This is a genomic window from Tessaracoccus defluvii, from assembly GCF_014489575.1.
Classification (GTDB): Bacteria; Actinomycetota; Actinomycetes; order Propionibacteriales; family Propionibacteriaceae; genus Arachnia; species Arachnia defluvii.
Genome location: NZ_CP060789.1, coordinates 2069082 through 2095788, shown reverse-complemented (window position 1 = coordinate 2095788; position 26707 = coordinate 2069082). Strand labels below are relative to the sequence as shown.

Annotated in this window: 17 protein-coding genes, 1 tRNA gene and 4 pseudogenes; 16 read left to right on the top strand and 6 right to left on the bottom strand. The window is 69.9% G+C overall.

Annotated features, from left to right (window positions below):
• Positions 1 to 143: 143 nt before the first annotated feature.
• Positions 144 to 860: pseudogene (locus tag H9L22_RS10160) on the top strand (ABC transporter ATP-binding protein); the annotation flags it as partial.
• Positions 860 to 3295 carry an ABC transporter permease gene (locus tag H9L22_RS10155; RefSeq protein WP_187719816.1) on the top strand — a complete coding sequence of 812 codons (2436 nt, stop codon included), beginning with the start codon at positions 860 to 862 and terminating at the stop codon, positions 3293 to 3295. The pseudogene H9L22_RS10160 and the gene H9L22_RS10155, both read left to right, overlap by 1 nt.
• Positions 3296 to 3415: 120 nt before the next feature.
• Here the strand turns inward: H9L22_RS10155 and H9L22_RS10150 are convergent, their stop codons facing one another.
• The 4 genes from H9L22_RS10150 to H9L22_RS10135 form a co-directional block, all read right to left on the bottom strand.
• Positions 3416 to 3994 carry a hypothetical protein gene (locus H9L22_RS10150; protein WP_187719815.1) on the bottom strand — a complete coding sequence of 193 codons (579 nt, stop codon included), beginning with the start codon at positions 3992 to 3994 and terminating at the stop codon, positions 3416 to 3418.
• Positions 3994 to 5916, bottom strand: coding sequence for an FGGY-family carbohydrate kinase (locus H9L22_RS10145; protein ID WP_187719814.1), 1923 nt, complete (start codon positions 5914 to 5916; stop codon positions 3994 to 3996). Before H9L22_RS10145 ends, H9L22_RS10150 begins: the two co-directional genes overlap by 1 nt.
• The gene (gene rhaI / locus H9L22_RS10140) at positions 5917 to 7083 is read right to left on the bottom strand and encodes an L-rhamnose isomerase (RefSeq protein WP_187719813.1); all 1167 of its coding nucleotides are present in this window, start codon (positions 7081 to 7083) and stop codon (positions 5917 to 5919) included. It abuts the gene before it with no gap.
• A gap of 76 nt (positions 7084 to 7159) precedes the next feature.
• Positions 7160 to 8188, bottom strand: a complete 1029-nt coding sequence (locus H9L22_RS10135; protein ID WP_226966303.1) for a LacI family DNA-binding transcriptional regulator — start codon at positions 8186 to 8188, stop codon at positions 7160 to 7162.
• Between the two features lie 168 nt (positions 8189 to 8356).
• On the opposite strand from H9L22_RS10135, the gene H9L22_RS10130 reads away from it, so the two are divergent.
• From H9L22_RS10130 to H9L22_RS10075, 12 genes and pseudogenes are all read left to right on the top strand, one after another.
• On the top strand, positions 8357 to 8962 hold the full coding sequence (locus H9L22_RS10130; protein WP_187719812.1) for a 50S ribosomal protein L25/general stress protein Ctc: 606 nt from the start codon (positions 8357 to 8359) through the stop codon (positions 8960 to 8962).
• Positions 8959 to 9539, top strand: a pseudogene (pth, locus tag H9L22_RS10125) (aminoacyl-tRNA hydrolase). Before H9L22_RS10130 ends, pth begins: the two are co-directional and overlap by 4 nt.
• Before the next feature lie 27 nt (positions 9540 to 9566).
• Positions 9567 to 13048 (top strand): annotated as a pseudogene (mfd, locus tag H9L22_RS10120) (transcription-repair coupling factor).
• Positions 13049 to 13228: 180 nt separating this feature from the next.
• Positions 13229 to 13639 (top strand): hypothetical protein, encoded by a 411-nt coding sequence (locus H9L22_RS10115; RefSeq protein ID WP_187719811.1) that lies wholly within the window; start codon positions 13229 to 13231, stop codon positions 13637 to 13639.
• Between the two features lie 29 nt (positions 13640 to 13668).
• Positions 13669 to 14244: a MazG family protein gene (locus H9L22_RS10110; RefSeq protein WP_187722655.1), complete on the top strand. Its 576-nt coding sequence runs from the start codon at positions 13669 to 13671 to the stop codon at positions 14242 to 14244.
• Between the two features lie 98 nt (positions 14245 to 14342).
• Positions 14343 to 15623: a phosphopyruvate hydratase gene (eno, locus tag H9L22_RS10105; protein WP_187719810.1), complete on the top strand. Its 1281-nt coding sequence runs from the start codon at positions 14343 to 14345 to the stop codon at positions 15621 to 15623.
• A gap of 31 nt (positions 15624 to 15654) precedes the next feature.
• A complete protein-coding gene (locus H9L22_RS10100) occupies positions 15655 to 16278 on the top strand; it encodes an FtsB family cell division protein (protein WP_187719809.1) in 624 nt (207 codons plus the stop codon).
• A 9-nt stretch (positions 16279 to 16287) separates the two neighbouring features.
• Positions 16288 to 16815 carry a DUF501 domain-containing protein gene (locus H9L22_RS10095; protein ID WP_187719808.1) on the top strand — a complete coding sequence of 176 codons (528 nt, stop codon included), beginning with the start codon at positions 16288 to 16290 and terminating at the stop codon, positions 16813 to 16815.
• Positions 16812 to 17744: a Ppx/GppA phosphatase family protein gene (locus H9L22_RS10090; RefSeq protein WP_187719807.1), complete on the top strand. Its 933-nt coding sequence runs from the start codon at positions 16812 to 16814 to the stop codon at positions 17742 to 17744. Before H9L22_RS10095 ends, H9L22_RS10090 begins: the two co-directional genes overlap by 4 nt.
• Positions 17745 to 17898: 154 nt before the next feature.
• Positions 17899 to 20520, top strand: coding sequence for a phosphoenolpyruvate--protein phosphotransferase (ptsP, locus tag H9L22_RS10085; protein WP_187719806.1), 2622 nt, complete (start codon positions 17899 to 17901; stop codon positions 20518 to 20520).
• A gap of 10 nt (positions 20521 to 20530) precedes the next feature.
• Positions 20531 to 22308: pseudogene (locus tag H9L22_RS10080) on the top strand (PTS transporter subunit EIIC).
• A gap of 113 nt (positions 22309 to 22421) precedes the next feature.
• Positions 22422 to 22625 (top strand): hypothetical protein, encoded by a 204-nt coding sequence (locus H9L22_RS10075; RefSeq protein WP_187719805.1) that lies wholly within the window; start codon positions 22422 to 22424, stop codon positions 22623 to 22625.
• A 127-nt stretch (positions 22626 to 22752) separates the two neighbouring features.
• Here H9L22_RS10075 and H9L22_RS10070 read toward each other — a convergent pair whose 3' ends face one another.
• Both H9L22_RS10070 and H9L22_RS10065 read right to left on the bottom strand, forming a co-directional pair.
• Complete coding sequence (locus tag H9L22_RS10070) at positions 22753 to 24255, bottom strand: flotillin family protein (protein ID WP_187719804.1); 1503 nt, start codon at positions 24253 to 24255, stop codon at positions 22753 to 22755.
• Positions 24237 to 24791 (bottom strand): hypothetical protein, encoded by a 555-nt coding sequence (locus tag H9L22_RS10065; RefSeq protein WP_187719803.1) that lies wholly within the window; start codon positions 24789 to 24791, stop codon positions 24237 to 24239. Before H9L22_RS10065 ends, H9L22_RS10070 begins: the two co-directional genes overlap by 19 nt.
• A gap of 93 nt (positions 24792 to 24884) precedes the next feature.
• Here H9L22_RS10065 and H9L22_RS10060 point away from each other — a divergent pair.
• Positions 24885 to 24958, top strand: a tRNA-Leu gene (locus H9L22_RS10060).
• Positions 24959 to 25127: 169 nt separating this feature from the next.
• On the top strand, positions 25128 to 26648 hold the full coding sequence (locus tag H9L22_RS10055; protein WP_187719802.1) for a 13E12 repeat family protein: 1521 nt from the start codon (positions 25128 to 25130) through the stop codon (positions 26646 to 26648).
• The last annotated feature ends 59 nt before the right edge of the window (positions 26649 to 26707 follow it).

The window sequence follows — 26707 nt, the reverse complement described above, 5'->3', positions numbered from 1 at the left end:
CCACCGGGTGGTGCCCGTCCGACCGGAGTAGGAGTCGCGCGGTGACAGGCGGCGACGATGAGCCGATCCGCTGGGCCCCGGTCGCGCCCTAGCGTTAGGGCGTCGACCGATGGAAGGACACCCTCGTGAACCAGAACCCGCCCGCCTGCAGCGTGCAGAACCTGACCAGGATCTTCGGATCGGCGGATCAGCCGGTGGTCGCTGTGGACGACGTCACCGTCGCGATCGGCAAGGGCAGCTTTACCGCCGTCATGGGCCCCTCGGGTTCCGGCAAGTCCACCCTGATGCATTGCATGGCGGGCCTCGACCGCCCCACGCGCGGCGAGGTGTTCATCGGCAATGAGAACATCGCGCGGCTGCCGGAGAAGGCCGTCACGCGGGTGCGCCGCGACAGCGTCGGCTTCGTCTTCCAGTCGTTCAACCTCCTCCCGACCCTGACGGCGGAGCAGAACATCCTGCTTCCGCTCGAACTGGCAGGACGGCGCGTCGACCGGGCCGTGTTCAACGAACTGACAACGTCGCTCGGGCTGACCGACCGGCTGCGGCACCGCCCCAGCCAGCTGTCGGGCGGTCAGCAGCAGCGCGTCGCCGTCGCCCGCGCCATGATGAGCGACCCCGAGGTCGTCTTCGCCGACGAACCCACCGGCGCCCTCGACCAGCGCACCGGCACCGCCCTGCTCGAGTACCTGCAGCGACGCTCCCGCCAGCATGGGCAGACGATCATCATGGTCACGCACGACCCGAAGGCCGCCGCCTACGCCGACAGGGTGCTGATGCTGTTGGACGGACGCATCGTCAACGATGTCGACGACCCGACCGCCGACGAGGTCTTCGCGCTCCTGAACGCGGTGGCGCTCTGATGTGGAAGCACGCCGTCAGTGAGCTGAGGCTCCATCCGGGGCGATACATCGCCACCCTGATCGCGATCGCCATCAGCGTCGGGTTCATCTCCGCCATCTCGATCTTCGTCAACTCGCAGCAGAACGCCATGGAGCGGCTCGCCGCGCTGCCGATGTCGCAGGCCGACCTCATCGTCCGGCTGGACGACACGCCCGTCGACGAGGCCATCTCCCGGCTCTCGTCCGTCGCGGGCGTCGACGGCGTCGCGGAGATGCCGATCTCGATGCTGTACTACCTCACCCACGGCGACCGCAGCGCCCAGACGAACCTGTACCGGGTGCCGCAGGAGTGGCAGCACTGGGCACAGGTCGTCGAGGGGCGGCTCCCCGCGAAGAAGGGGGAGGTCGCCCTGTCCCGCGGGGCCATGGCCGATCTGGGCGCACGTGTCGGCGACACCCTCTCCGCCGAGGGGGAGGAGGCGACGTTCACCGTGGTCGGCGTCACCGACGACCCGAGCGCGCTGTTCGCCACGACCGGCTACGTCTCGCCCGACGCGGAAGACCTGTACGCCTGGGAGCTGGCCGTGCGCCTCGCGCCGGGAGCGTCGGAGCCCACCACGCTGGCCGCCGTGAAGCGGCAGGCCGCCGAGCTGGGCCAGGACATCTCCGTGGTGACCGGCGACGAGGCCCGCTCCGAGTCGCTGCTGTCGTTGACCGACGGGTTCGATGCGCTGAAGAACATGCTGCAGGCGTTCGCCGCGGTCGCGCTGCTCGTCGGCGCCATCACCATCGCCAACACGTTCACGATCCTCGCGGCGCAGCGGCGCCGTCAGACGGGCTTGCTGCGCGCCGTCGGCGCCTCGCCCGGCCAGGTGCAGGGACGGCTCATGGTCGAGGCGCTGCTGCTGGGCGCCGTCGGCTCGCTGGTCGGCCTCGGGCTGGGTGCGCTGGTCGCGTGGATCGGCGGCTTCGTCACCGAGTCGAACTACTTCGGCCTCGCGTTGCGGCCCGTCGAACTGCTGCTCGCCTGGCTGGCCGGCGTGATCGCGACCTTCGTCGCCGCCGTCGTGCCCTCGCTGCGGGCGGCCAGAACGCGCCCGATCGAGGCGCTCCAGAGCGTTCCCACCGCCGCCGAGGCTCGGCGTGCGGGCCTGGCGCGCGCCATCGTGTGCGGCGTCACGGGGGTGGTGGGCGTCGGGCTCGTCGTCCTCAGCCGGACCGACTCCGAGAACGCGATCTTCTACGCCATCCCCGCCGGCATCCTGTTGACCATTGCGGTCCTCGGCGGTGCCCCGTTCTACGTGGCCCCGCTGCTGCGGCTGGCCGGCAAACTCTTCGGCAGGCTCGGGCCCACCACCCGGCTCGCCTTCACCAACGCCGCGCGGAACCCGCAGCGGGCCGCTGCCACGGCGACGGCGCTGATGCTCGCCGTCGGCCTCATCGTCACGCTGCAGGTGGCGCTCGCGACCACCCGCACCTCGGGGATGCAGGCGATCAACGAGTCGTACCCCACCGACCTCGCCGTCACCTTCGAGGGATCCGTCCCGGACGGGTTCGTGGAGACGCTGGCGCGCACCAGCGGGGTCAAGGCTGCGGTCGAGGTGCCCGGCAAGCGGGTCGACCTGGGTGAGGCTGCCAGCTACGACGGGCATCGCGCCGCGGTCCTCTCCCCGAAGGCCGCCTACGCGGAACTGGGCATCGAGCCGCGGGAGACCCGCGTGCCGAACGACACCGCGGCCATCATCAGCGCGTCCGGCGCGATCGTCACGGAGAACAAGCGGCTCACGCTGCCGGGAATCGACGGCCCGCTCGACCTCGAGGCGAAGACCTCGGAGAACGTCGACTACGACCAGGTGATCGTCTCCGAAGCCACGTTCGCGAAGGTCGCGGGTGAGGCGGAGACTCTCGAGGTGTGGATCGGGCTCACCGACCGCACCGATGCCACGGTACTGAACCAGGTGCTGAGGACCGTCGAGGGCTACCCCGATGCCAGGATCAGCGGCGGCGGCGCCGTCATGGCCTCGGTCTTCACCCAGTTTCTGAACGTGATGCTGATCGTGATGACGGCCCTGCTCGGGGTCGCCGTGGTCATCGCCCTGGTCGGTGTCGCCAACACGCTGAGCCTGTCCGTGATCGAACGGCAGCGCGAGTCGGCGCTGCTGCGGGCGCTGGGTATGCAGCGGGCAAGTCTGCGGTCGATGCTGCTGATCGAGGCGATCGCGCTGGTCGGGCTCGGGACGCTGATCGGCCTGGCGGCCGGCTCATTCTTCGGCTGGCTGGGCGTCAGCTCGGTGATGGGCATGATGCCGGTGGAGTTCGAGACGGTGTTCGCCCTCGACGGCCTGTACACGGCCGGCCTGATCCTGGCCTGCCTCGCGGCTGCGGCCCTCGCGTCGGTGCTGCCGGGCCGGAAGGCGGCCAACGCGACGCCGACGGAGGCGCTGGCCGTCGACTGAGGCTCCTGAGCCTGTCGAAGGAGGTTCCTGAGCCTGTCGAAGGAGGTTCCTGAGCCTGTCGAAGGAGGACGGAGGCCGGTCCCTCGGGACCGGCCTCCGTGGCGTGTGAGCGTGTTCAGGTCAGCTGTTGGCGACCTTCTGGCGGTACGCCTCCGCCTCCCACGTCTCGATGAAGCGGCGCTCCCGCTCGTCGAGGGCGCGGACCGAGCCGAGACGCGACGCGTTGCGGACGACCGTCAGGGCATCGACGAAGACCTCCAGGGCCGTCGTCGCCTGCTTCTCCGAGCCGCCCACCGCGGCCACCCCGACGCCCGGGGCCACCGCGATGATCGGCGACACGCCCCGCTCCGCAGTGAAATCCGCCAGGGCCGCTGCGACGTCGGCGCCCGGCTCCAGCACAAGGGCGAAGCTGCCCGCGTACACGATCTGGTCGGGGATCAGCGGACCGGCGCCCAGGTAGGCGCGGCCGGCCTCGCCGCCCGTGAAGTCACGGGCCAGCGGCCCGGCATCCGTAGCTACCGCGGCGGATCCCGTCGCGGCCCGGAACTGCTCCGCGATCGCGGCCAGGTCGCCGTCGGCCGCGGAGCCGGCCACCTCGGGGGCGGCGGCGAGCCGCTCCTCGATGCGACGGGTCACCATGGCGCTCAGCTCGCGCACGTCGTCCGCGTTGTCGCCGGAGACGATGAGGCCGTGGTTCATCAGGAACACGATCCGGGGGACCGGTGCCCCGTCCGCTCGGCGTGCTCGGCCCGACGCTGCTTGATCAGGCGCGCCAGCGGCAGCCCCGGATCCACGTACGGCACCCACACGACGTCGTCGCCGAACAGCTCACGGGTCAGGGCCTCGCCGTCGGCGTTGCACGTGATCGAGTTGATCAGCAGCGGATGCGTGTGGAGGACGTAGGTCTCCGGGATCAGCGCGTGGAAGAGGATCTCCACCGAGGGACGCCGCGGGCCCTCGACGACGCGGGCGACCGTGGCGATGTGGTTGACGGGGTCGCCGAACGAGGGGTCCGGATCCGGCGCGTCCAGCGCGTCGTTGAGGACCTTCAGATCCAGCGGAACCAGATCGTCGGCCGCCATCGTCGCCATCGAGACGCCGCTCGGCTTGATGTACAGCACGCCGTCGACCTTCGCCGACGAGTTGCCACCGCCGGCCCGGGTGAACAGGGGGTCGGCGCCGAACTCATTGGACAGGGCCGTGATCTCGGCGAGGACGGCGTCCTTGTCGGATGCCGGGGTGAAGGTGGTGAGGTCTGCCGAGGCCATGACGATGCTCCTGAGGTCGGCGAGGGTATGGGGAGTGAGCCCGACGGCGCGGGCCTGGATCAGGGCGTTGCCCATCGCTGTCGCCTCGACGGGGCCCGCCGAGACGGTCATGCCGGTGCGGTCAGCGGTCAGTTGGTTGAGCAGGGCGTTCTGCGAACCGCCGCCGACGACCGCGATGCGGGTGGGACGCCGTCCCGTGAACTGGGCGAGTTCCTCGACAGTGGCGGCGTAGGCGTCGGCCAACGACTCGAGCACCGAGCGCGTGAAGAAGGCCGGGTCGTCCATGCGCGGATCGTCGCCGACGAGGCGGGCCACGCGGGCCGGCATGTCACCGGGCGCCATGAGGGCTTCGTCCGTGGCGTCGAAGCGGGGGACGCCCGTGATCGTCGCAGCCCTGGCCAGCAGGTCCGGCAGCGACACGTCGCGGCCCTCCGCCTCCCAGGTGCGCATCGCCTCGGACAGGATCCACATGCCCATGACGTTCTTCAGGAACCGGGTGGTGCCGTCGACGCCGCCCTCGTTGGCGAGGGCGGCCAGGCGGGCCTCCTCGGTCACGATGGGGCGATCGAGTTCCATGCCGATCAGCGACCAGGTACCCGAGGAGACGAACACGTCGTCAGGGCCTGTCAGCGGGGCGCCGACGACCGCGGAGGCGGTGTCGTGCGAACCGACGGTGACCAGCGGAACACCGGCGGCCAGCCCGTTGATGATGGGGCCGATGACGGTGCCCGCGTCGACCAGTTCCGGGAAGATCCGTCGCGGCAGACCGACGCGGTCGATCAGCTCCCAGTCCCAGTCGCGGGTGCCCGGATCGAGCATCGCGCCGGTCGACGTGTTCGTGCGCTCGGCGTAGCGGCGGCCCGTCAGCAGGTATCCGAGGAGGTCGGGCAGCAACAGGAAGGCCTCGGCGTCGTCGAGCCGGCCCTCGGCCAGGTCGTCGGCGAGCTGGTTGATCGTGTTGAACGGGTTGTCGTGGATGCCGACGCGCCCATACAGCTCCGACTGGTCGACGACGGCGCGCACCAGTTCGCGGCCGCGCAGGGTGCGGTCGTCGCGGTAGTTGAAGGGCATGCCGATCAGGCCGTCGGCCCCGACGAGTCCGTAGTCGACGCCCCAGGAGTCGATGCCCAGCCCCGAGACCGGGCCGGGAGCGGCGGCGACAGCCTTACCGATCCCGGCCTGGATCTCGTCGAACAGACGCATCACGTCGAGCTGGAGACCCAGCTCGGTGCGGTGTGCAGCGGTGGAGAACCGGTGGGCCTCCGTGAGCGACAGCCGGCCGTCGGCCAGCGTCGCCAGGACGACCCGGCCGCTCGTGGCGCCCAGGTCGACCGCGATGACGGAGCCCGACACTCAGGCCCCCCAACCGGCCTGAACGCCGCCCACCCGCTCCTCGGCGATCTTCGCCAGGTAGCCGGAATCCGCGAACGCCTTCATCGGGTCGGCCGGGAAACCGCGGCTCTCGCGCCACGCCGCCAGGTCCGGGCGCACGTCGGTGTAGAAGGCGTCCATGAGGATGGCGTTGGCGCCCAGCACGTCGCCAGCAACCTGGGCCGCCTCGAGGGCCTCCGTGTCGACGAGCAGCACCCGCGCCGTCATCTCCTGCACGTTGAGCACGGAGCGGATCTGGCCGGGGATCTTGTCCTCGATGTTGTGGCACTGGTCGAGCATGAACGCGACGCCCGTCTCAGGGGCGAAGCCGTTGCCGCGGCGCACCTCCCACAGGATGCGGAACAGCTGGAACGGGTCGGCCGCGCCGACGATCAGGTCATCATCGGCGTAGAAGCGGGAATTGAAGTCGAACGAGCCGAGCTTCCCGAGGCGCAGCAGCTGCGCGACGATGAACTCAATGTTGGTGCCGGGGGCGTGGTGCCCGGTGTCGAGGCAGACGACGGCGCGCTCACCGAGAGCGGCGACCTGGGTGTACGACGTGCCCCAGTCCGGAACATCGGTGTGGTAGAACGACGGCTCGAAGAACTTGTACTCGAGCACGAGGCGCTGGTCCTCGCCGATGTGGGCGTAGATCTTCGCCAGCGAGTCGGCCAGCCAGTCCTGCCGGCGGCGGATGTCGCCCTGACCCGGGTAGTTGGTGCCGTCGGCGAGCCAGATCTTGAGGTCCTGGGAGCCGATCTGGTTCATGACGTCGATGCACTCGAGGTGGTGGTCGATCGCCTTCTGGCGGACAGCCGCGTCGTGGTGCGCGAGGCTGCCGAACTTGTACTCGGCATCCTGGAAGGTGTTGGAGTTGACGGTGCCCAGCCCGACGCCGACCTCGGCCGCGTAGTCGACGACCTCGGCCCAGTTGTCGACCCTGTCCCAGGGGTAGTGGAGGGCGACCTTGGGGGCGAGGCCCGTGTAGGCGTTCACCTGGGCGGCATCGGCGAGCTTCTCGAAGACCGTGCGCGGGGTGCCCGGTGTCCCGAAGACCCGGAAGCGGGTGCCCGAGTTTCCGTAGGCCCATGAGGGAACCTCGATGGCCTGCTGCGCGAGTTGGTCGGTGATGGAAGCAAAGGTCGTCATCGCGGCCCTCCATTGGGTGTGTTGAATCGTTTCATTCACCATAGTCCTGCCTGCCCCGGACGTCAAGGGAAACGGCTCAGTTCACGCGGTGGGCGCTCGAGGCGCGCACGGACAGTTCGGGGGTGAACGTGACGGCCTCGTGGCGGTGCTCCGCGCCCTGCTCGAACTCGGCCACCAGCAGCCGGGCCGCGGTGGTGCCGAGGTCGCGGCGGGGCTGGGCGACGCTGGAGAGCGGCACGGCGGCAGCGGCGGCGAACTCGATGTCGTCGTAGCCGACGATCGCGATGTCGTCGGGCACCCGCAGCCCGACGGCGATCAGGCCCTGGAGGAGGCCGATGGCGACGAGGTCGTTGGCGCAGAAGACGGCGGTGGGGCGCTCCTCGAGCGGCATCAGCGCGATCTCGTCCGCGGCGCGGCGTCCGCCCGCGAACTCCAGGATCGGGACGGAGATGGTGATCAGGGTCGCGCCGGCCGCCTCGGCAGCCTGCAGGGCGCCCTCCATGCGGTCGCGCACCTGCACCAGCGTCGACGGGCCGCCCGCGAACGCGATGCGGCGGTGGCCCCGCTCGGTGAGGTGCTCGACGGCGATCCTGCCGCCGGCCACGTCGTCGACGCCGACGGTGCAGGTCTCCGAGGTGGTCGTGATCCGGTCGACCAGCACCGTGTGGATGCCGGCGCGGGTCAGTTCGTCGACCTCGCCGGGGGAGTTGCCGATGGGGCCGAGGATCACGCCGCGCACGCGCTGTTCCAGGAAGCTGCGCAGGATCGCCGTCTGCCGCGCGGGATCGTTGTCGGCGTCGCCGATGGTGGCGGTGTAGCCGTGCTCGGACAGCGTCGACTGCGCGCCGCGCAACAGGTCGGCGAAGAACGGGTTCGTGACGTCCATGACGGCGAGGCCGACGGTGCGGCCGTGCCCGGCGCGCAGCTGCTGGGCCTGCTGGTTCGGCACCCAGCCGGTCTCGGCGATAGCGCGCTCCACTCGCTCGCGGGTCGCGGGCAGAACCCGGTCGGGGTTGTTGAGGACATTGGACACGGTGCCGATCGACACCTTCGCCAACGCGGCGACCTCACGCATGCTGATCCGGGGTGCCCCGTTGCTGGCCATCACGGATGCCACCTTAGCCAAGAGGAGGACGGGGATTTCCGGGGCACCCGGGTACGGTGTAGGCTGTGCTGGTTGCCTGGCGAGGGACCTGTGTCCGTTATCGACTAGCTTTCCTCGCTCGGTGCCCGCAATTTCGTGCCCCGTCACCCAGAGCTAGAGGACATTGCCATGGCAGACGCCAAGCTTACCGCCACCACCCGTACCGAGTTCGGCAAGGGCGCCGCCCGCCGCCTGCGCCGCGCCGGCCAGACTCCCGCCGTCGTCTACGGCCACGGCATCGAGCCGATGCACCTGGCGCTCAACGCCCACGAGACCTTCCTGGCGCTGCGCACCGCCAACGCCCTGCTGGAGATCGCCGTCGAGGGTGAGGCCAAGCCGATCCTCGCGCTGCCCAAGCAGATCACCCGCGACCCGATCCTCCCCGCGATCGAGCACCTCGACCTCATCCTCGTGAAGGCCGGCGAGAAGGTCACCGTCGACGTCCAGCTCATCCTGGTCGGCGAGGCCGAGAGCGGCACCCTCGTGAACCAGGATCTCGTCGCCCTGTCGGTCCTGGCTCCGGCCACCGACATTCCCACCGAGTTCGAGGTCTCCGTCCAGGGCCTCGAGGTCGGCGCCCAGATCCTCGTCTCCGACATCGTCCTCCCCGAGGGTGTCGAGACCGCGATCGAGGGTGACACCCTGGTCCTGTCCGTCGTTCCTGCTCCCGTCGCGGTTCTCGAAACCGAGGGCGAGGGTGACGCCGCCGAGGCTGAGGCCGAAGCTGCCGAGTGAGCACTCCCTTCCTCGTGGTCGGGCTCGGGAATCCGGGCCCGACCTACGACATCACCCGGCACAACGTCGGGTTCTGGGCCGTAGCGGACCTCGCGGACCGCTACGGCTCCGGCTTCTCCATGAACTCCCGCCAGCGGGCCGAGACGACGTCGGTGACGCTGCCCGGGCCGGAGCCGCTCAAGCTGGTGCTGATGAAGCCGACCACGTACATGAACGAGTCGGGGGTGGCCGTCAAGGCGCTCGCCACGTTCCACAAGATCCCGGCCGACCGCGTCATCGTGATCCACGACGAACTCGACCTCGACCCGGGGCGCCTGCGCGTCAAGCAGGGTGGGGAGACAACGGCCACAACGGGCTCAAGTCGATCCGTCAGCACCTCGGCACGGGCGACTTCTTCCGGGTGCGCGTCGGCATCGGCCGTCCGCCGGGCAGGCAGGCGGCCGCCGACTACGTGCTGGCCAAGCTCCGCCCCTCCGACCTGGACGCCATGCGTGTCGACGCTGCGATCGCCGCCGACGCCGTCGAGTTTCTGGCCCGCGAGGGCCTCGACGCCACCCAGAACCGCTTCAACAGCTGAGGTTTGCCCCGGCGGTAAGGTTGCCCGGTGAAGTATCCGGGGTTGCTGTCCGTACTCGAGGGCGATGAACACTTCGCGGCGACCCTTGCGGACGCTCGACGCCCCGGCGTGACGACGCTCGACGTCACCGCCGTCACCTCCTTCTTTCCCCTGCTGACGGCGGCCATCGCCAGCGAGTCGGGCCGCACGATCCTGCTGGTCACCAGCACGTACCGCGAGGCGGAGCAGCTGACGGCGGAGCTGGGCGGCCTGCTCGGCGAGGACACCGTCGCGTACTACCCGGCCTGGGAGACCCTTCCGCATGAGCGCCTGTCGCCGCGGGCCGACACCGTGGGCCGCAGGCTCGCCGTCCTGCGCCGGCTGGCAGGGGGCGAGGGGGAGCCACCCAAGGTGCTCGTCGCCCCCGTCCGCTCCGTGCTGCAGCCGCAGGTCGTCGGCCTCGCCGACATGACCCCTGTCCGGGTCCGCACCGGTGCCGAGTACGAACTGGGCACGCTGCTGGCCGACCTGACCGGCGCCGCCTACAACCGGGTCGACATGGTCGAGCGGCGCGGCGAGTTCGCCGTCCGGGGCGGCATCGTCGACCTGTTCCCGCCCACTGAGGAACACCCGGTCCGCATCGACTTCTTCGGCGACGAAGTAGAGGCCATCCGCTACTTCACGATCGCGGACCAGCGCTCCACCGGCGACGAGACCGACGAGATCGTCGCCACCCCCTGCCGCGAACTTCTGCTCACGGACGCCGTCCGGAAGCGTGCGAAGATGCTCGCCACCGCACACCCGGAACTCGCCGACATGCTCAGCCGTGTCGCCGAAGGGCACGCCGTCGAAGGCATGGAGGCGCTCACACCCGCCCTCGTGGACGGGGTGGAACTGTTGGTCGACGTCCTGCCGAAGGGGTCGATCGTGCTGGCGGCGTCGCCGGAGCTGATCCGCGCCCGCGCGGCCGAACTCGTCCAGACCAGCCAGGAGTTCCTGGAGGCCAGCTGGGCCGCCGCCGCGGGCGGCGGCCGCTCCCCGATCGACCTGGGGGCCTCCGCCTACTGGACCCTCGGCGACGTCCGCCAGCATGCCCTCAGCCGGGGTGTGCGCTGGTGGTCGCTGTCCCCGTTCGCCGCCGGCGACGAGGAGGTCGCGTTCGACGCCGACTCGGTCCACTCCCGCACACTCGGTATCGCGCCGTCGGAGACGTTCCGCGGCGATACCGAGGCCGCCATCGGCCACATCTCTGGCCGGGTCGCTGACGGATGGCGCATCATCCTCGCCGTCGAGGGCAGGGGACTGGGGCAGCGGCTCATCGAGATCCTCGGCGAGGTGGGCCTCCGGGCCCAGCTCGGTGACCTCACCGAGCCGCCGGAGCCTGGTTCGATCACCGTCGTACAGTCCTCGTTGCGGCAGGGGTGGCGAGACGATCATGCGCGCCTGGAGGTCATCACCGCTGCCGAGCTGACCGGTCAGGCCGCCCCCGACCGCGCGGAGCGGAAGCTGCCGGCACGACGTAAGGCGACCATCCAGCCCCTGGAGCTGAAGTCCGGCGACGCCGTCGTCCACGAGCAACATGGGGTGGGCCGCTTCGTCGAGCTCCTGCAGCGTGAGGTGCACGGGGCCACCCGCGACTACCTCGTCATCGAGTACGCCCCCAGCAAGCGCGGACACCCCGGCGACCGGCTGTTCGTGCCGATGGACCAGCTGGATCAGTTGAGCCGCTACGTCGGATCCGAGTCGCCCGCCCTCGACAAGATGGGCGGCGGGGACTGGACGAAGCGCAAGGCCAAGGCCCGTAAGGCGGTCCGCGAGATCTCCAGCGAGCTGATCAAGCTCTACGCCGCACGGCAGGCGACGAAGGGCCACGCCTTCGGGCCGGACACCCCGTGGCAGCGGGAGTTGGAGGATGCCTTCAGCTACATCGAGACCCCCGACCAGCTGGCGGCCATCACCGAGGTGAAGTCCGACATGGAGAAGCTGGTCCCCATGGACCGGCTCATCTGCGGAGACGTCGGCTACGGCAAGACCGAGATCGCCGTCCGCGCCGCGTTCAAGGCCGTGCAGGACGGCAAGCAGGTCGCCGTCCTGGTGCCGACGACGCTGCTCGTCACGCAGCACTACCAGACCTTCGCGTCGCGGTTCGCAGGCTTCCCCATCCACCTGGCGCAGCTGTCCCGCTTCCAGACAGACGCGGAGGCGAAGAAGGTCATCGACGGGCTCGCCACCGGCAAGGTCGACGTCGTCATCGGCACCCACCGGATCTTCGGCAGCGAAGTGCAGTTCAAGGACCTCGGGCTCGTCATCATCGACGAGGAGCAGCGGTTCGGCGTCGACCACAAGGAGAAGCTGAAGGCGATGCGGGTCAACGTCGACGTCCTGTCGATGTCGGCGACCCCCATTCCCCGCACGCTGGAGATCGCGATCACCGGCATCCGGGAGATGAGCGTCATCGCGACGCCGCCGGAGGAGCGGCATCCGGTCCTCACCTTCGCGGGCCCCTACGACAACGCGCAGGTCAAGGCCGCCATCCGCCGGGAACTGGCCCGCGAGGGGCAGGTGTTCTTCCTGCACAACCGGGTGACCACGATCGAGAAGACGGCGGCGCAGCTGCGGGAGCTGGTGCCGGAGGCGCGCATCGTGACCGCCCACGGCCAGATGAACGAGAAGCGACTCGAGCAGGTGATGCTCGACTTCGGTGAGCGCCGCTCCGACGTGCTGGTGTGTACGACGATCGTCGAAGCAGGCCTCAACATCCAGACGGCGAACACCCTCATCATCGACCGGGCCGACATGCTCGGCCTGGCGCAGCTGCACCAGCTGCGCGGCCGCGTCGGCCGGTCCCGGGAACGCGGCTACGCCTACTTCCTCTACCCCCCGGACAAGCCACTGACGGAGGCCTCGCACGAACGGCTGGCCACCATGGCCGCCAACACCGAGTTGGGGCGGGCATGGCGATCGCGATGCGCGACCTCGAGCTCCGCGGCGCAGGCAACCTCCTAGGGGAGGACCAGTCCGGCCACATCGAGGGTGTCGGCTTTGACATGTACCTGCGCATGGTCGGCGAGGCCGTCGCCAGCTACCGCGGCGACGCGGAGGAGCCCGAGCCGACGATGCGGGTCGAGATCCCCGTCGACGCTCACCTGCCGGAGGACTACATCTCCTCGGAGCGGCTCCGGCTCGAGATGTACAAGCAGATCGCCGAGATCCGCACCGACGCCGACGTCGACGCCGTCCGGGCTGAGCTCGTGGACCGCTACGGGGAACTGCCGGCTCCGGTGGAGGCGCTGCTCGGCGTCGCCGGGCTGCGGAACCTCAGCCGCCGCCACGGCATCGCCGAGATCGTCCCGCAGGGGCGGGTCGTGAGGTTCGCGCCGGTGAGCCTGCCGGAGTCGAAGCAGCTGCGGCTGCAGCGCCTCTATCCGGGGTCGACGGTCAAGTCCGCCGTGGACCAGATCCTGGTACCGAAGCCGGACGGTGACTACCTCGGCTGGGCCACCACCCTGTTGACGCAGCTGTACGCCTAGGCGGGACCCCGCCGCACGATGCGGTAGCCTGACGACGTTGCGCCGAGCGCGCCCGAAATCGCCTTGCGAGAGGACCACCATGAAGCTGACACGCCTCACCGCCGTCGTCGCGGCCTCTGCCGCCGCGGCCCTGCTGGGGCCTGCAGCCCGCTGCCGGGCACTGCCGTCGCCGTCGAGGGTGTGACCATCAGCGAGAACGCCATCGAGGCCGCCGTCAACGGCTGCGCCACCGCACTGAACGTCGAGACCACCGACCTCAACCGCATCGGGATCGTCCAGATCCTGACCCTCGGTGAGGTGAGCAAGGTCCTGCTCGCCGACGCGGGCGTCACCGATGACCTCATCGATCAGGCGGTCGCGAGCAACGCTGAGATGCAGCAGATGATGGCCCACCAGGACTGCGCTCCGCTGGCGCGGGCCCAGGTGTGGCAGGGCTTCCTGAGCCAGGCGGCAGGCGCCGACATCCTCGAGCAGCTGCAGGGCGTCGACGTGCAGATGAACCCGCGTTACGGGCGCTGGAGCCCCGACGAGACCCAGATCTTCAGCCAGTCCGGCTCGCTGTCGACTCCCGCCGCCTCCATCCTGAAGTGACCTCCGAGCTGGAGCGGCTCCGTGGCGTCATGGACCGGCTCCGGGCCGAATGCCCGTGGGATGCGCAGCAGACGCACCGCTCGCTGCTCAAGCACCTGATCGAGGAGTCCGCCGAGGTGGTCGACGCCGTCGAGACGGGTGACGACGACGACCTGCGCGAGGAACTGGGCGACCTGCTCCTGCAGGTCTACTTCCACGCCCGGATCGCCCAGGACGACGGGCGTTTCGACCTCGAGGACGTCGCCCGCGGCATCGCGGACAAGCTCGTCCGCCGTCACCCCCACGTGTTCGACGGCGCCGAGGTGCCCGACGACATGTGGCGCTCCTGGGAGGAACGCAAGCGCGCCGAGAAGGGCCGCACCTCGTCGCTGGAGGGCATCGCCGACTCGCTCAGCGCCCTGGCCCGCACCCAGAAGGTGGTCTCCCGCGCGCGCAGTCACCGCGTCGCCGTCGAGCTGCCCTCTGAGCCCGTCACGGCCGCCGAGGTCGGTGAAGGGATCGCGGTGCTCGTCGCCCGAGCCGAGGCGAGTGGCGTCGACGCGGACGCTGCCGTCAGGGAGGCGCTGCGTGCGCTCGAGGCCCGCGTCCGTGACGCCGAGGCCTGAGCCGGGCGGACCGCTTGCACCATCGTGCCCCCGGCATCGGATATCGCCGCCGATGTCGCTAGGCTGGGGACGAAGAGAAGGACTCTGAAAGGGAGCTAATGGCATCCATCGAATTCATCCAGGCGCGCGAGATCCTCGATTCGCGCGGCAACCCGACCATCGAGGTCGAGGTTGAGCTTGACTCCGGCGCCAGCGGCCGCGCCGCCGTCCCCTCGGGTGCCTCGACCGGCGCCTTCGAGGCCGTTGAGCTCCGTGACGGCGACAAGGGCCGCTACGGCGGCAAGGGCGTCCTCACCGCCGTCAAGAACGCCGCTGAGATCATCGGCGAGGAGATCCTCGGCCTCGAGGCCGACGAGCAGCGTCTCGTCGACCAGGCGATGCTCGAGCTCGACGGCACCGACAACAAGGCGAAGCTCGGCGCCAACGCCATCCTCGGCGTCTCGCTGGCCGTCGCGCACGCCGCCGCCGAAGAGGCCGGCCTGCCGCTGTACAAGTACGTCGGTGGCCCCAACGCGCACATCCTGCCCGTTCCGATGATGAACATCCTGAACGGTGGCTCGCACGCCGACTCGAACGTCGACGTCCAGGAGTTCATGATCGCCCCCATTGGTGCCGAGAGCTTCGCTCAGGCCCTCGAGATGGGCGCCAGCGTCTACCACGAGCTGAAGAAGGTCCTCAAGGCCCGCGGCCTGTCGACCGGCCTCGGCGACGAGGGCGGCTTCGCCCCGAACCTGGACAGCAACCGTGAGGCCCTCGACCTCATCATCACCGCGATCACGGACGCCGGCTACCAGCCCGGCTCCGACATTGCGCTGGCGATGGACGTCGCGGCCTCCGAGTTCTTCGAGGACGGCTCCTACAACTTCGAGGGCGAGAAGAAGTCCTCCGAAGAGATGGTGGCGTACTACGAGGACCTCGTGAAGTTCTACCCGCTGGTCTCCATCGAGGACCCGCTGAACGAAGAGGACTGGGACGGCTGGAAGCTGATGACCGATCGTCTCGGCGACAAGGTCCAGATCGTCGGCGACGACCTGTTCGTCACCAACGTCACCCGCCTGCAGCGTGGTATCGACACGAACACCGCCAACGCGCTGCTCGTGAAGGTCAACCAGATCGGCTCGCTGACCGAGACTATCGACGCTGTCGACCTCGCGCACCGCAACGGGTTCCGCACCATGATGTCGCACCGCTCCGGTGAGACCGAGGACGTCACCATCGCCGACCTGGCGGTTGCCCTGGGCTGTGGCCAGATCAAGTCGGGCGCCCCCGCGCGCACCGACCGCGTCGCCAAGTACAACCAGCTCCTCCGTATCGAGGACGACCTGGACGAGGCCGCGGTGTACGCGGGTCGTTCGGCCTTCCCGCGTTTCAAGGGCTGATAACCAGCGGGGTGTGAGGAATACTTGAGCCGTGCCTCAAACCCCCAGAAATCACAAGGCCGCCAGTGGTCCGGGCCGCGGAACTCCGCGGACCCGGACCACTGCGCGTCCGGGGGAGCGGGCGCACCGGCCCCGCATCGAGCCCCTCGACCGGGACGACGTCGGACAGGTGCTGTCCGACCAGCCCGCACCCCTGCCGCGCGCCCAGCGCGCCATGACGGCGACGTGGCGGCTCATCGTCCTGTTCATCGTCATCGCGGGTCTGCTGCTGGTGCTTGCCACCTCACTGCGCGTCTACTTCGTGCAGGCCTCCGAGCTGACCGCGGTGCGTGAGCAGATCGCCACGGAGCAGGAACGCATCGCGGACCTCGAGGACCAGCTCAACCGGTGGGACGACCCCGAGTACGTTCGCTCCATCGCCCGGGTCCGGCTCGGCTGGGTGATGCCCGGCGAGGTCGGCTACCGGGTGATCGGGGCCGACGGGAAGCCCCTTGTCGGCTCCGAGATCGGCGCAGAGGAGGAGCCTCCCGGCCTGTGGTGGGAGAAGATGTGGGGGTCGGTCCAGATCGCCGACCAGCCCGCGGAGGAGCCGGAGCCCGAACCCGAGCCCGAGCGCACCATCGTGGTGAGCCCCTCGCCCACCCCACACCGATAAGGACCATCCATGACGCAACCCACCGCCGACGACCTCGCCGTCGTCGAGGCGCAGCTCGGCCGCGAACCCCGCGGTGTCGCAGAGGTCGCGTGGCGGTGCCCGTGCGGCAAGCCCGGCGTGGTGAAGACGCTGCCGCGGCTGCCCAACGGCACGCCGTTTCCCACGACGTACTACCTGACCAACCCCCAATTGGTGTCCGCGGTGTCGACGCTCGAGGCGTCCGGGCTGATGACCGAGATGACGGCGCGTCTCGCCGACGATGCAGACCTGGCCGCCCACTACCGCGCCGCCCACGAGGCGTACCTCGCCGACCGTGAGTCACTCGGGCACGTCGACGAGATCGACGGAATCTCCGCCGGAGGCATGCCCACCCGCGTCAAGTGCCTGCACGTCCTCGTTGGACACGCGCTCGCCGCCGGCCGCGGCGTCAACCCGTTCGGTGACGAGGCGCTCGACCTCCTCGGCGACGACTGGCACCGGGCCTGCGCCGCCGACCCCACCGGCCTCGGCTCCGTCCCTGGAAGCGCGCAGGCGTGAGCCGCACCGTCGCCGCCGTCGACTGCGGCACCAACTCCGTCCGCCTGCTGGTCCTCCGACGCGAGGACGACGGCTCGCTGGCCGAACTGACCCGGCTGACGCGGCTGGCCCGGCTCGGCCAGGGCGTCGATGCGACCGGCGAGTTCCACCCCGATGCCCTGGCCCGCACGTTCGCGGTCCTCGACGAGTACCGCGACGTCATCGCCGCACATGGGGTCGACAGCACCCGCTTCGTCGCCACCTCCGCAGCCCGTGACGTCACCAACCGGGACGTGCTCGAGGCAGGGGTGCGGGAGCGCCTCGGAGTGGGCGTCGACGTGATCAGCGGGGACGAGGAGGCGCGGCTGTCGTCGGCCGGCGTGCTGAGCGGGGTCGACTCCGCCCGGCCGACGCTGATCTTCGACATCGGCGGCGGATCGACCGAGCTGGTCGTCGTCGGCGAGGACGGCGACGTCGCCTCGGCGGTCAGCCTGGACATCGGCGCCGTCCGCATCAACGAGCGCTTCCTGCCGACGGAGCCGCCGACGCAGGCCCAGCAGGCCGCGGCCCGGGCGTTCATCGACGAGAAGCTCGACGGCTCCGGCACCGACTTCGCCTCCATCGCCGCGGCCATCGGCGTCGCCGGCACGGTCACCAGCGTCGCGGCCGACCACCTCGGCCTGCGGGAGTATTCGCGCGACGCCGTCCACGGGACGGTGCTGACGCGCGCCGTCATCGACGAGGCCAACCAGCGTTGGCTGGGGCAGACGACCGACGAGATCGTCGCCCATTCGCTGATGCACCCGCTACGGGCGGCGGTGATCGGGGCCGGGTCGACGATCCTGGCCGAGATCGTGCGCCGGGTCCCGGCCGGCGAGGTGCTCGTGAGCGAGACGGACATCCTCGACGGGATCGCGCACGAGTTGCTCGACCCGGTCGGCTCTCCCTAGGTCTGCCCCGTCGCCCGGCCCGAGGGCCCCGCGCAGTAACTTTCGTCTTCGCATGGAGCAGAAGCGCTGCGATCCTCGGCAACGCCACCTAGTGTCGCTCGGGAACGCGCTGTGCGGTTCAGCGGCCGCACCGCCCGACGGAGGAGAGTGGCGCATGACAGCAGCCCCAGCCGGCACCGACGGCTCGACCGCCGCGTCCGATGAGATCGGTGAGGTCGGACGCAGGCCCCCGCTCACGATCGTCGCGCCGCTCACCGGCGTCATGGTGCCGCTCGATCAGGTGCCTGACCCGGTCTTCGCCAGGAAGATGGTCGGTGACGGCTTCTCCATCGACCCGCTCGGCAACCTGCTCGTGGCGCCGATCGACGGCGAGGTGGCAGACCTGCAACCGTCACACCACGCCGTCACGATCCGCAGCGCAGATGGGCTGGAGATCCTCATGCACATCGGGCTGGACACGGTCGCCCTGCTCGGCGAGGGCTTCACGCCGAGGGTCGCGGAGGGAACCGCGGTCCGCGTCGGCGACCCGCTCATCGAGTTCGACCTTGACCTGGTGGCGAGGAAGGCCAAGAGCCTCCTCACCCAGGTCGTCATCACTACCATGGACCGGGTCGCCGCCGTCTTGCCCGCCACCGGCCTCGTCACGGCGGGAGACGACGTGGCGGCGACGATCGAGCTCTCCGCGACGACAGGAGCGGACGTCGACACCGGTCCCGCAAGGAGCGCGACGTCCGATGGGCTCATCGTCGCCAACCCGAGCGGTCTGCACGCCCGCCCGTCCGCCACGCTCGTCGGCCTGGCCAAGGGCTTCCGGTCCGACATCAGACTGAGGAGCGGCGAGGACTCCGCCAACGCCAAGTCCATCACGGCGATCATGAAGCTCGCCGTCGGGTACGGCCAGAAGGTGGTCGTCACCGCCCACGGCAGCGACGCGCCAGAGGCTGTCGCCGCCCTCGCCGACGCGATCCGTGACGGGCTCGGCGAGGAGGTGACCCCGGTGACGGCCGCGCCCGCTTCGGAGGCCCCTCCCGCGACCATGCCGGAACCGGAGCCGGCGGCCCCCAGCTCGGGCGACCCCGACCGCTATCTGGGCGTCGCGGCCTCGCCGGGCCTCGGGGTGGGCACCGTCGTCCAGATTCGCCACGACGACATCGAGGTCGCCGAGTTCGGCGACGACCATCACACGGAGCGACGCAAGCTCAACGCGGCCATCGACAGGGCGCTGCTCGACCTCTCGGCACTGCAGGGCAGGCTCGAGGCCGACGCCGACCCCGGCAAGGCAGCCATCTTCCAGGCCCACCGGGAGATCCTCGAGGACCCCGACCTGCTCGACATCGCGGTCAGCGCCATCGACAAGGGCAGGAGCGCCCCGTTCGCGTGGCGCGCCGCCTACAGTTCCTTCGCCGAGCAGCTCGCAGGGCTGCAGAACGAGGTGATGGCCGGCCGCGCGGCCGACGTCCGTGACGTCGGGCGACGTGTCTTGGAGGAACTGACGGGGCAGCGCTCCGAGCGGGCAGCCCTGCCCGCGCAGGCGATCCTGATCGCCGAGGACCTGACCCCGTCCGACACGGCGCAGCTGGACCGCAGCCGCGTCGTCGGGTTTGCGACCACCCGCGGCGGGGCCTCCTCCCACGTCGCCATCATCGCCAGGTCCTTCGACATCCCGGCCGTGGCGGGCATCGAGGCGCGGGCCCTCGACCTCCCCGACGGCGAACGGGTCGTTCTCGACGGGACCGCGGGCCTCGTCCAGCGCAACCTGTCCGAGGAGGACATCGCGGGGATCCTTGAGCGGCAGCGACGGCTCGCGGAACGCAGGGAGCGGGAGGACGCGCTGCGCGACGAGCCGGCCATCACCACCGACGGGCACCGGGTCGCGGTGGTCGCCAACATCGGCGGTGTCGCGGACGCCCGGGAGGCCATGACCAAGGGCGCCGAGGGGGTGGGGCTGCTCCGCTCCGAGTTCCTGTTCATGGAGCGGACGACGGCGCCGACCGAGGCCGAGCAGGCCGCCGTCTACGCGGACTGTGCACGGGCGCTGACGCCCGGCCAGCCGCTGGTGATCCGCACCCTCGATGTCGGCGGCGACAAGCCCCTGACCTATCTGCCGATCCCCGCCGAGGAGAACCCGTTCCTCGGAATCAGGGGCGTCCGGGTCGGGCTCGAGCAGCCGGCGGTGCTCCGCACCCAGATCCGTGCGATCCTCGCGGCGGCCGACGCCGGGGCGCACCTGCAGGTGATGTTCCCGATGATCGCCACCATGGCCGACTGGCGCCGCGCCAAGGCCATCTTCGACGAGGAGCGCGACGCCAGCGGCGTCGGAACACCCGTCAGCGTCGGCATCATGATGGAGGTCCCCTCCGTCGCCGTCATGGCCAGGCAGTTCGCCGCGGAGGACGGCTGCGACTTCTTCAGCGTCGGCACCAACGACCTCACCAGCTACACGCTGGCGATGGACCGGGGGCACCCCAAGCTGGCCGCCCAAGTCGATCCGTGCAACCCGGCGGTCCTGACGCTGATCGGCCAGGCCGCGGAGGCGCTGCACGAGCGCGGCAAGTGGCTGGGGATCTGCGGCGGCGTGGCGTCCGACAGGCAGGCCGTCCCGATCCTCGTCGGGCTGGGGGTCGACGAGCTCAGCTGCTCCATCCCCGCCATCCCGTCAGTCAAGGCCATGGTGCGGCGCTACTCGCTCGACACGTGCAGGGAGCTCGCCGCCAGAGCCGTCGCCTGCTCCACTCCCGAGGAAGTCCGGGCACTGGTGCCCGACGACGAGGCGTAAGGACAAGGACATGAGCACTGCACAGGAGATCGTCGCCGCGGTCGGCGGCGCCGACAACATCGTCAGCCTCAGCCACTGCGCCACCCGGCTGCGGTTCCAACTCGTCGACGCGTCCGGGATCGACACGGCGCGCGTCGAGTCCATCAAGGGAGTGATGGGCGCCGTCCCGCAGTCGGGGGACCGGTACCAGGTGATCATGGGCGGCGCCGTCCAGAACGCCTACAACGAGATCAACGCGCTCCCCGAAATGTCGACGAGGCATGAGCCGACGGATGCCGAACTCAAGGCCGCCGCCCGGGCCGGGGAGTGCGCGGCAGGTTCGCGTGGGTCGACTCGTTCTTCGAGTTCCTGTCCGATTCCTTCCGGCCGATTCTCGGCGCGCTGCTCGGCGCGTCGCTCTTCATCACGTTCATGTCGCTGATGTCGACGCTCGGGGTGATCGGCAACTGGGCCGACCCCCGTGTCGAGCTCCCGCCGTCGTGGCAGTTCGTGAACCTGCTGTGGCAGTCGGTGTTCGTGTTCCTGCCCCTGATGGTGGCCTACAACGCCAGCAAGAAGGTCGGCGCCGACCCGTGGGTCGGGTTCGGGATCATGGCGCTGGTCATGTTGCCGGGATTTACCTCCCTGATGGAGTCGGACGCGGCGTACACGGCCGTCATCGCCGGCTCGAATGTCACTCTGATCGACATCTTCGGGGTCCCCCTGACCCTGTTCAGCTACAACTCGCAGGTGTTCCCGCCCCTGCTGATGGCGGCGCTGCTGGGGCCGCTGTACAAGCTGCTGAAGAAACTGATCCCCGACAATCTGCAGCTCATCTTCGTGCCGTTCCTCGCGATGCTCATCATGCTTCCGCTCACGGCCTTCCTGATCGGCCCGCTCGGCGTCTTCGTCGGCGCCTGGGTGGCTGGCGCGCTCGGGGCGATCAACGGGGTCAGCCCGCTGATCTTCGCGATCATCATCCCGCTGGCCTATCCGTTCATGGTGCCCCTCGGCCTGCACTGGCCCCTCAACGCCGTCATGCTGCTCAACATCCAGCAGCTCGGCTTCGACTACATCCAGGGCCCGATGGGTGCCTGGAACTTTGCCTGCTTCGGGGCGACGGCGGGCGTGCTGTATCTGGCCTGGCGTGACCGGGACGTGCAGATGCGGCAGACCGCCACCGGCGCGCTGGCGGCGGGTCTACTCGGCGGCATCTCGGAGCCCTCGCTGTACGGCATCCATCTGCGGTTCAAGAAGATCTATCCGCGGATGCTCATCGGCTGTCTGGTCGGTGGCCTCATCCTCGGCATCGGCGGCAGCCTGACCACGCCGGTCACCACGCAGGCGTTCGTGTTCACGTCACTCCTGACGATCCCGGCGTTCAACAACATGCCGCTGTACGCGATCGCCGTCGTGGCCGCGTTCATCACGTCCATGACGCTGGTGGTCCTCCTCGACTACCGCACCCCGGAGCAGAAGGCCGCGGCCAGGGCGCGGGGGGATGCGGATGCCCCGGCCCCGGTGGAGCCGCGGGTCATCGTCGTCGGGGACGTCGAGACCAACCAGGCCAAGCAGTGGGTGGCCGCGCTCGGCGGGGAGACCAACATCGCCTCCGTGGAGCCGATCGCCGAGACCCGGGTGCGGGTGCAGGTGCTCGACTCGGCCCTGGTCGACGCCGAGGCGCTGCGTCGGGCCGGGCTCGCAGGCGTCGTGGAGGTGTCGCCGGGGGTGTGGCACCTGGTCGCAGGGCTGGAGGCCGAACAGTACGCCGAGGGCATGCGCCGACGCCTCGCGTCCGTGTCGACCTGATCGGGGTTCCCCGAAGCTCCGGGCCTCGGCGGCATCGCGCCCGGACTCCCGGCCCGCCCCGCCGCGGGTAGTGTCGGGGGCAGGAACAGCGACCCTGTGGAGAGGTGAGCGACATGACGACAGAGACCCCGGGCCCCGGTCACGAGGTGGACGAGGCCGACTTCGCCGACCAGCAGTTGGATATCGATCCCGACGACGTCGAGGAGCCGGAGGGCGGCCCCGACACTGAGGCCGACGAGGCCGACTGGATCGAACAGCGGATCGAGGTCCCGCTGGAAGACGACGGCCCGGACGAGAGCCCGACGCAGAAGTACTGAGCGAGGCGCCGCAATCCGGGCCATGGGTGAAGGCACGCACGGAAGCCCCACGCCCGCCCCCTGACACCAGAAAGGCCGACGCGCCGGCCCCCACAGGGACCGGCGCGTCGGCGTGGAGCGGTGCAGGCTACTCGCCGGCGACCTCGCCCTTGACGGTGTCGTCCTTCTTTCCGAAGCGGTCGATGAGCGCCGTCAGATCGAAGCCGGTGGTGTCCTTCAGCATCTGCATGGTCTGCATCACGTTGTCGGTCACCTGACGCGGCAGCGTCGAGGCACCGTCGCTGGAGATGACGGTGAGCGTATCGATGGCGCTCATCGGCGCCGCGATCTTCTCGGCCATCTGCGGCAGGACCTCGATCAGCATCTGCAGGGTCGCGGCGTCGTTGTAGTGCGCGAACGCTTCGGCCCGCTTCTCCATCGCCTCTGCCTCGGCCTGGCCGACGGCGAGCACCGCGGCCGCCTGCGCCTCACCCTCGGCCCGCAGGGCCTCGGCCTCGGCGATACGGCGGGCCTTCTCAGCCTCGCCTCGGCGTGCACCCTCGATGGCCTCGGCCTCGGCGAGCGCGGAACGGCGGGACTTCTCACCCACACCGGACAGACGCGCCTTCTCGGCCTCAGCCTCTGCGGCTGCGATCGATGCAGCCTTGCGGGCATCTGCCTCGAAGATCGCGGCGTTGCGCTTGGCCTCGGCCTCGGTCTCGACGCGGTACCGCTCGGCGTCGGCGGGGCGACGGACCTCGGTGTCGAGCTGTCGTTCCTTCAGCGCGGCCTGCGCGACGGCGACCTTCTCCTGCTCCTGCAGGATCGCCTGGTCGCGGTCGGCCTGGGCCAGGGGACCGGCGGAGGCCGCGGTGGCGCGGGCGGCGTCGGTCTCGGACTGGATCTCGGCCTTCTTCAGGATCAGTTCGCGGTTGGAGATGGCGATCTGCTGCTCGGCGGCGATCTGCGCCTGCTCCGCCTCGCGGCGGGCCTCGGCCTCGGCGACGGCGGCCATGCGGCCCAGCTTTGCCGACTCGGGACGACCCAGGTCGTTCAGGTACGTGCCGTCGTCGGTGATGTCCTGGATCTGGAAGGTGTCGAGCACCAGGCCCTGGCCGGTGAGCGAGGACTCGGACTCGTCGGTGACGCGCTGCGCGAAGGCCGCACGGTCACGGATGATCTGCTCGACCGTCAGCGAACCGACGATGGAGCGCAGCGAGCCGGCGAGGGTCTCCTGCGTGAAGGGCTCGATCTCGTCCTGCTGGGAGAGGAAGCGCTGCGCGGCGGCGCGGATCGAATCCTCGTTGCCGCCGACCTTGACAATGGCGACGCCGTCGACGTTCAGCTTGATGCCCTGGCCGGAGACGGCGTTGCGGATGGTGACCATGATGCGGCGCGACGACAGGTCGAGGACGTGCAGGCGCTGGATGAACGGGACCACGAAGACGCCGCCACCCATGACGACCTTCTGGCCGCTCAGGTCTGTCGACACCATGCCGGTCTCCGGGTTGCGCACCTCCCTGCCCTTGCGGCCGGTGATGATAAAGGCCTCGGACGGCTTGGCGACCTTGTAGCGGCTGGCGATCAACAGACCGATCAGCAGAACAAGGACGACTAGGCCGACGACGGCCGTCAGGATGGGATCTGGCATGGAGTGCCTTTCAGTCGGGTTACTGGGTCAGTTCCGGGGAGTCGCCGTCGACGTGACCTCGACGGCGGTGGGGAGAGGATCGACGAAACCCACACCTCGTCGCCTGCGGAGAGGGCGACGGGGGATTTCGCGCTGATCTTGCGGACGTGGCCGCCGACGCTGATGGTGATCTCGCCGTAGCCACCCTCGGGGATGGCGGTGATGACGCGCCCGGTGTGGCCGATCATCGAGTCGGAGCGAAACGAGGCGGCCGACTCTCCTGATTTCAGGGCCTGGGTGACCTTGTAGGCGCCGAACGCGGCGGCGCCTCCGGTCACGATGCCGACGAGGGACGCGAAGAACGTGTTGTCGAGGAGGGCAAGGCCGATGGCACCGCCGAACCCGAACGCGCCGACGAACGCGGCGATGCTGGACAGCGAGAACAGGTCGCCCCCGAGAGCGTCGAAGTGAAACAGGCCGTCAAGCACATCACCGACAACCAGAGCCATGAGAACCAACGCCACACCCACGGCTCCGATGATCAGGAAGACGGTCACCTGGCACCTTTCGGCTGGGGACCTCCAGCTTACCCGGGGCAGGGGCCACCGGTCTGGACCGGGAGGGAACCGGTCTGGCTAGGATTCACCCACGCCCTCGTGGCCCAATTGGCAGAGGCAGGCGGCTTAAACCCGCTGCGGTGCGGGTTCGAATCCCGTCGAGGGCACGTAAGGTCCGACGGGCCAGGCGTTCCCGACATGCCGTTCGTCGTCCTCCGCGCGCGGGAGTGCCCGCCGTCTGAACTCGGTATCCCTCGTTGTCGGAGCGTGTTTGAGGTTGTCCACAGGTCCCGGATTGCTCTGGGAAATGGGTGCCTGGGCGACCGATAATGGGTTATGGAGAAGCTGGCGCTCATCACTGCCCGGGAGGCCTTCGCGGATGTCCGCGAGGGTCTCCTGCTGCGCCGTCGTGGTGAGGCGCAGACGATTCGTGCGTTGTGTGATCTGGCTGCCTGCTATCGGGTGTCTGAGGCTGAGCTGTTCGAGCCGCTGGATGAGCATCTGGTGACGGTTGGCGGCGAGGGTACGCCTGCTGTGTCTGAGTTTCTGCGTCTGGAGGTGGCGGGCCTTCTCGGTTGCTCTGCCGGGATGGCTACGGAGCATATTGCTGGGGCGATTGATCTGAAGTTTCGTCATCCGCGGCTGTTCGAGGCGGTCCAGGCGTTGTCGATCGATGCGCAGCGGGCGCTCCGGGCCGCGCGGCGGTGTCGAGAGCTTGGGCCGGTGGAGGCCGATTGGGTCACCGACCGGTGGCTTCCGGCGCAGGCGGGCCTCGGCTGGACCGCGGCCTTCAGCCTGCTGGACCGGCTGATCATCACGGCCGACGACGATCTGGCCGCCGAGCGGGAGCGCAAGACCCGCGAGGCGCGCGGGGTCTGGACCTGGGGACTCGACGCCGGCGCTATGAACCTCACCGGCAGGCTCGATGTGCTCGACGCCCGTTTCCTCGACGTCCGGCTCGACGAGCTGGCCCGGCTCCTCGTGGGTGAGTGCCCTGGCCTGGACCACAACCAGCGCCGGGCCAAGGCGCTCGGGCTGCTGGCCAACCCCGCCTACGCGCTGGCCCTGCTCCAGCAGGCGGTGCAGGGGGAACTGCCTCTGGTCCCGGTGCTGCCTTCCGCGTCGCGGTCCCGTCTGACTACGGCGCCGGAGCCCCTCGATGAGTGGTCCCCGCCGCCGCCTGAAGAGCTGGAGCCGCCGGAGCCCGCATGGGCGAGTGTCGAGCCAACCGGCGACCCGGTTCAGGGGAGGGCTCTGCCCGCGGCAGGCTACGGGCCGGCCGGTCCTCCCGATCTTGGGCCTGTGATCGATCCGGCGCTGTTGGGGCGGCTTCGGCCGACGTTGGGCCTGGCTGTTCACATCCATTCGGACGCGCTCGGTGGCCTCACCGGGGTCGCGCGGGTCGAGCGGGCGGGGCATATCACGACCGCGTTGCTCGGTGAACTGCTTGGCGAGGGTCACGGTGTGATGCTGAAGGTGTATCCGGTGATCGACCTGCCGAACCTTGAGCCTGCCGCCCGGTACGTGCCGACGCCGCGGATGCGCCGCGCCGTCGAGCAGGTCTCCCCTCACGAGCCGTTCCCGTTCTCGTCCCGCTCCGCCTCGGGGCTCGACCTCGACCACACCGTCGCCTACCGGCCGGGGCGCGGCGGGCAGACGGCGCTGGGGAATCTGGCTCCGCTCAGCCGCACGGTGCACCGGGCGAAGACGGCTGGGTTCTGGCGGGTCAGTCAGCCTGAGCCGGGGAGGCTGGTGTGGATGAGCCCGTTGGGGTATCGGTACGAGGTGACGCCGTTCGGGACGCTGGTCGTGCCCGGTGAGGCGCGATCGCCGAGCCGCAACGCCGTCCTCGCCTGATGCCTGGTAGTAGTTTGGTGGCCCTGAGACAGGGAGAACCACAGCCCCCAGGAGGTCCG

Bases quoted from the DNA above. Each gene is read 5' to 3' on its own strand.
- H9L22_RS10155 (WP_187719816.1), top strand. From the start codon at position 860: ATGTGGAAGCACGCCGTCAGTGAGCTGAGGCTCCATCCGGGGCGATAC.
- H9L22_RS10150 (WP_187719815.1), bottom strand. From the start codon at position 3,994: ATGAACCACGGCCTCATCGTCTCCGGCGACAACGCGGACGACGTGCGC.
- rhaI (WP_187719813.1), bottom strand. From the start codon at position 7,083: ATGACGACCTTTGCTTCCATCACCGACCAACTCGCGCAGCAGGCCATC.
- H9L22_RS10135 (WP_226966303.1), bottom strand. From the start codon at position 8,188: ATGGCCAGCAACGGGGCACCCCGGATCAGCATGCGTGAGGTCGCCGCG.
- H9L22_RS10130 (WP_187719812.1), top strand. From the start codon at position 8,357: ATGGCAGACGCCAAGCTTACCGCCACCACCCGTACCGAGTTCGGCAAG.
- H9L22_RS10110 (WP_187722655.1), top strand. From the start codon at position 13,669: ATGGACCGGCTCCGGGCCGAATGCCCGTGGGATGCGCAGCAGACGCAC.
- eno (WP_187719810.1), top strand. From the start codon at position 14,343: ATGGCATCCATCGAATTCATCCAGGCGCGCGAGATCCTCGATTCGCGC.
- H9L22_RS10095 (WP_187719808.1), top strand. From the start codon at position 16,288: ATGACGCAACCCACCGCCGACGACCTCGCCGTCGTCGAGGCGCAGCTC.
- ptsP (WP_187719806.1), top strand. From the start codon at position 17,899: ATGACAGCAGCCCCAGCCGGCACCGACGGCTCGACCGCCGCGTCCGAT.
- H9L22_RS10075 (WP_187719805.1), top strand. From the start codon at position 22,422: ATGACGACAGAGACCCCGGGCCCCGGTCACGAGGTGGACGAGGCCGAC.
- H9L22_RS10070 (WP_187719804.1), bottom strand. From the start codon at position 24,255: ATGCCAGATCCCATCCTGACGGCCGTCGTCGGCCTAGTCGTCCTTGTT.
- H9L22_RS10055 (WP_187719802.1), top strand. From the start codon at position 25,128: ATGGAGAAGCTGGCGCTCATCACTGCCCGGGAGGCCTTCGCGGATGTC.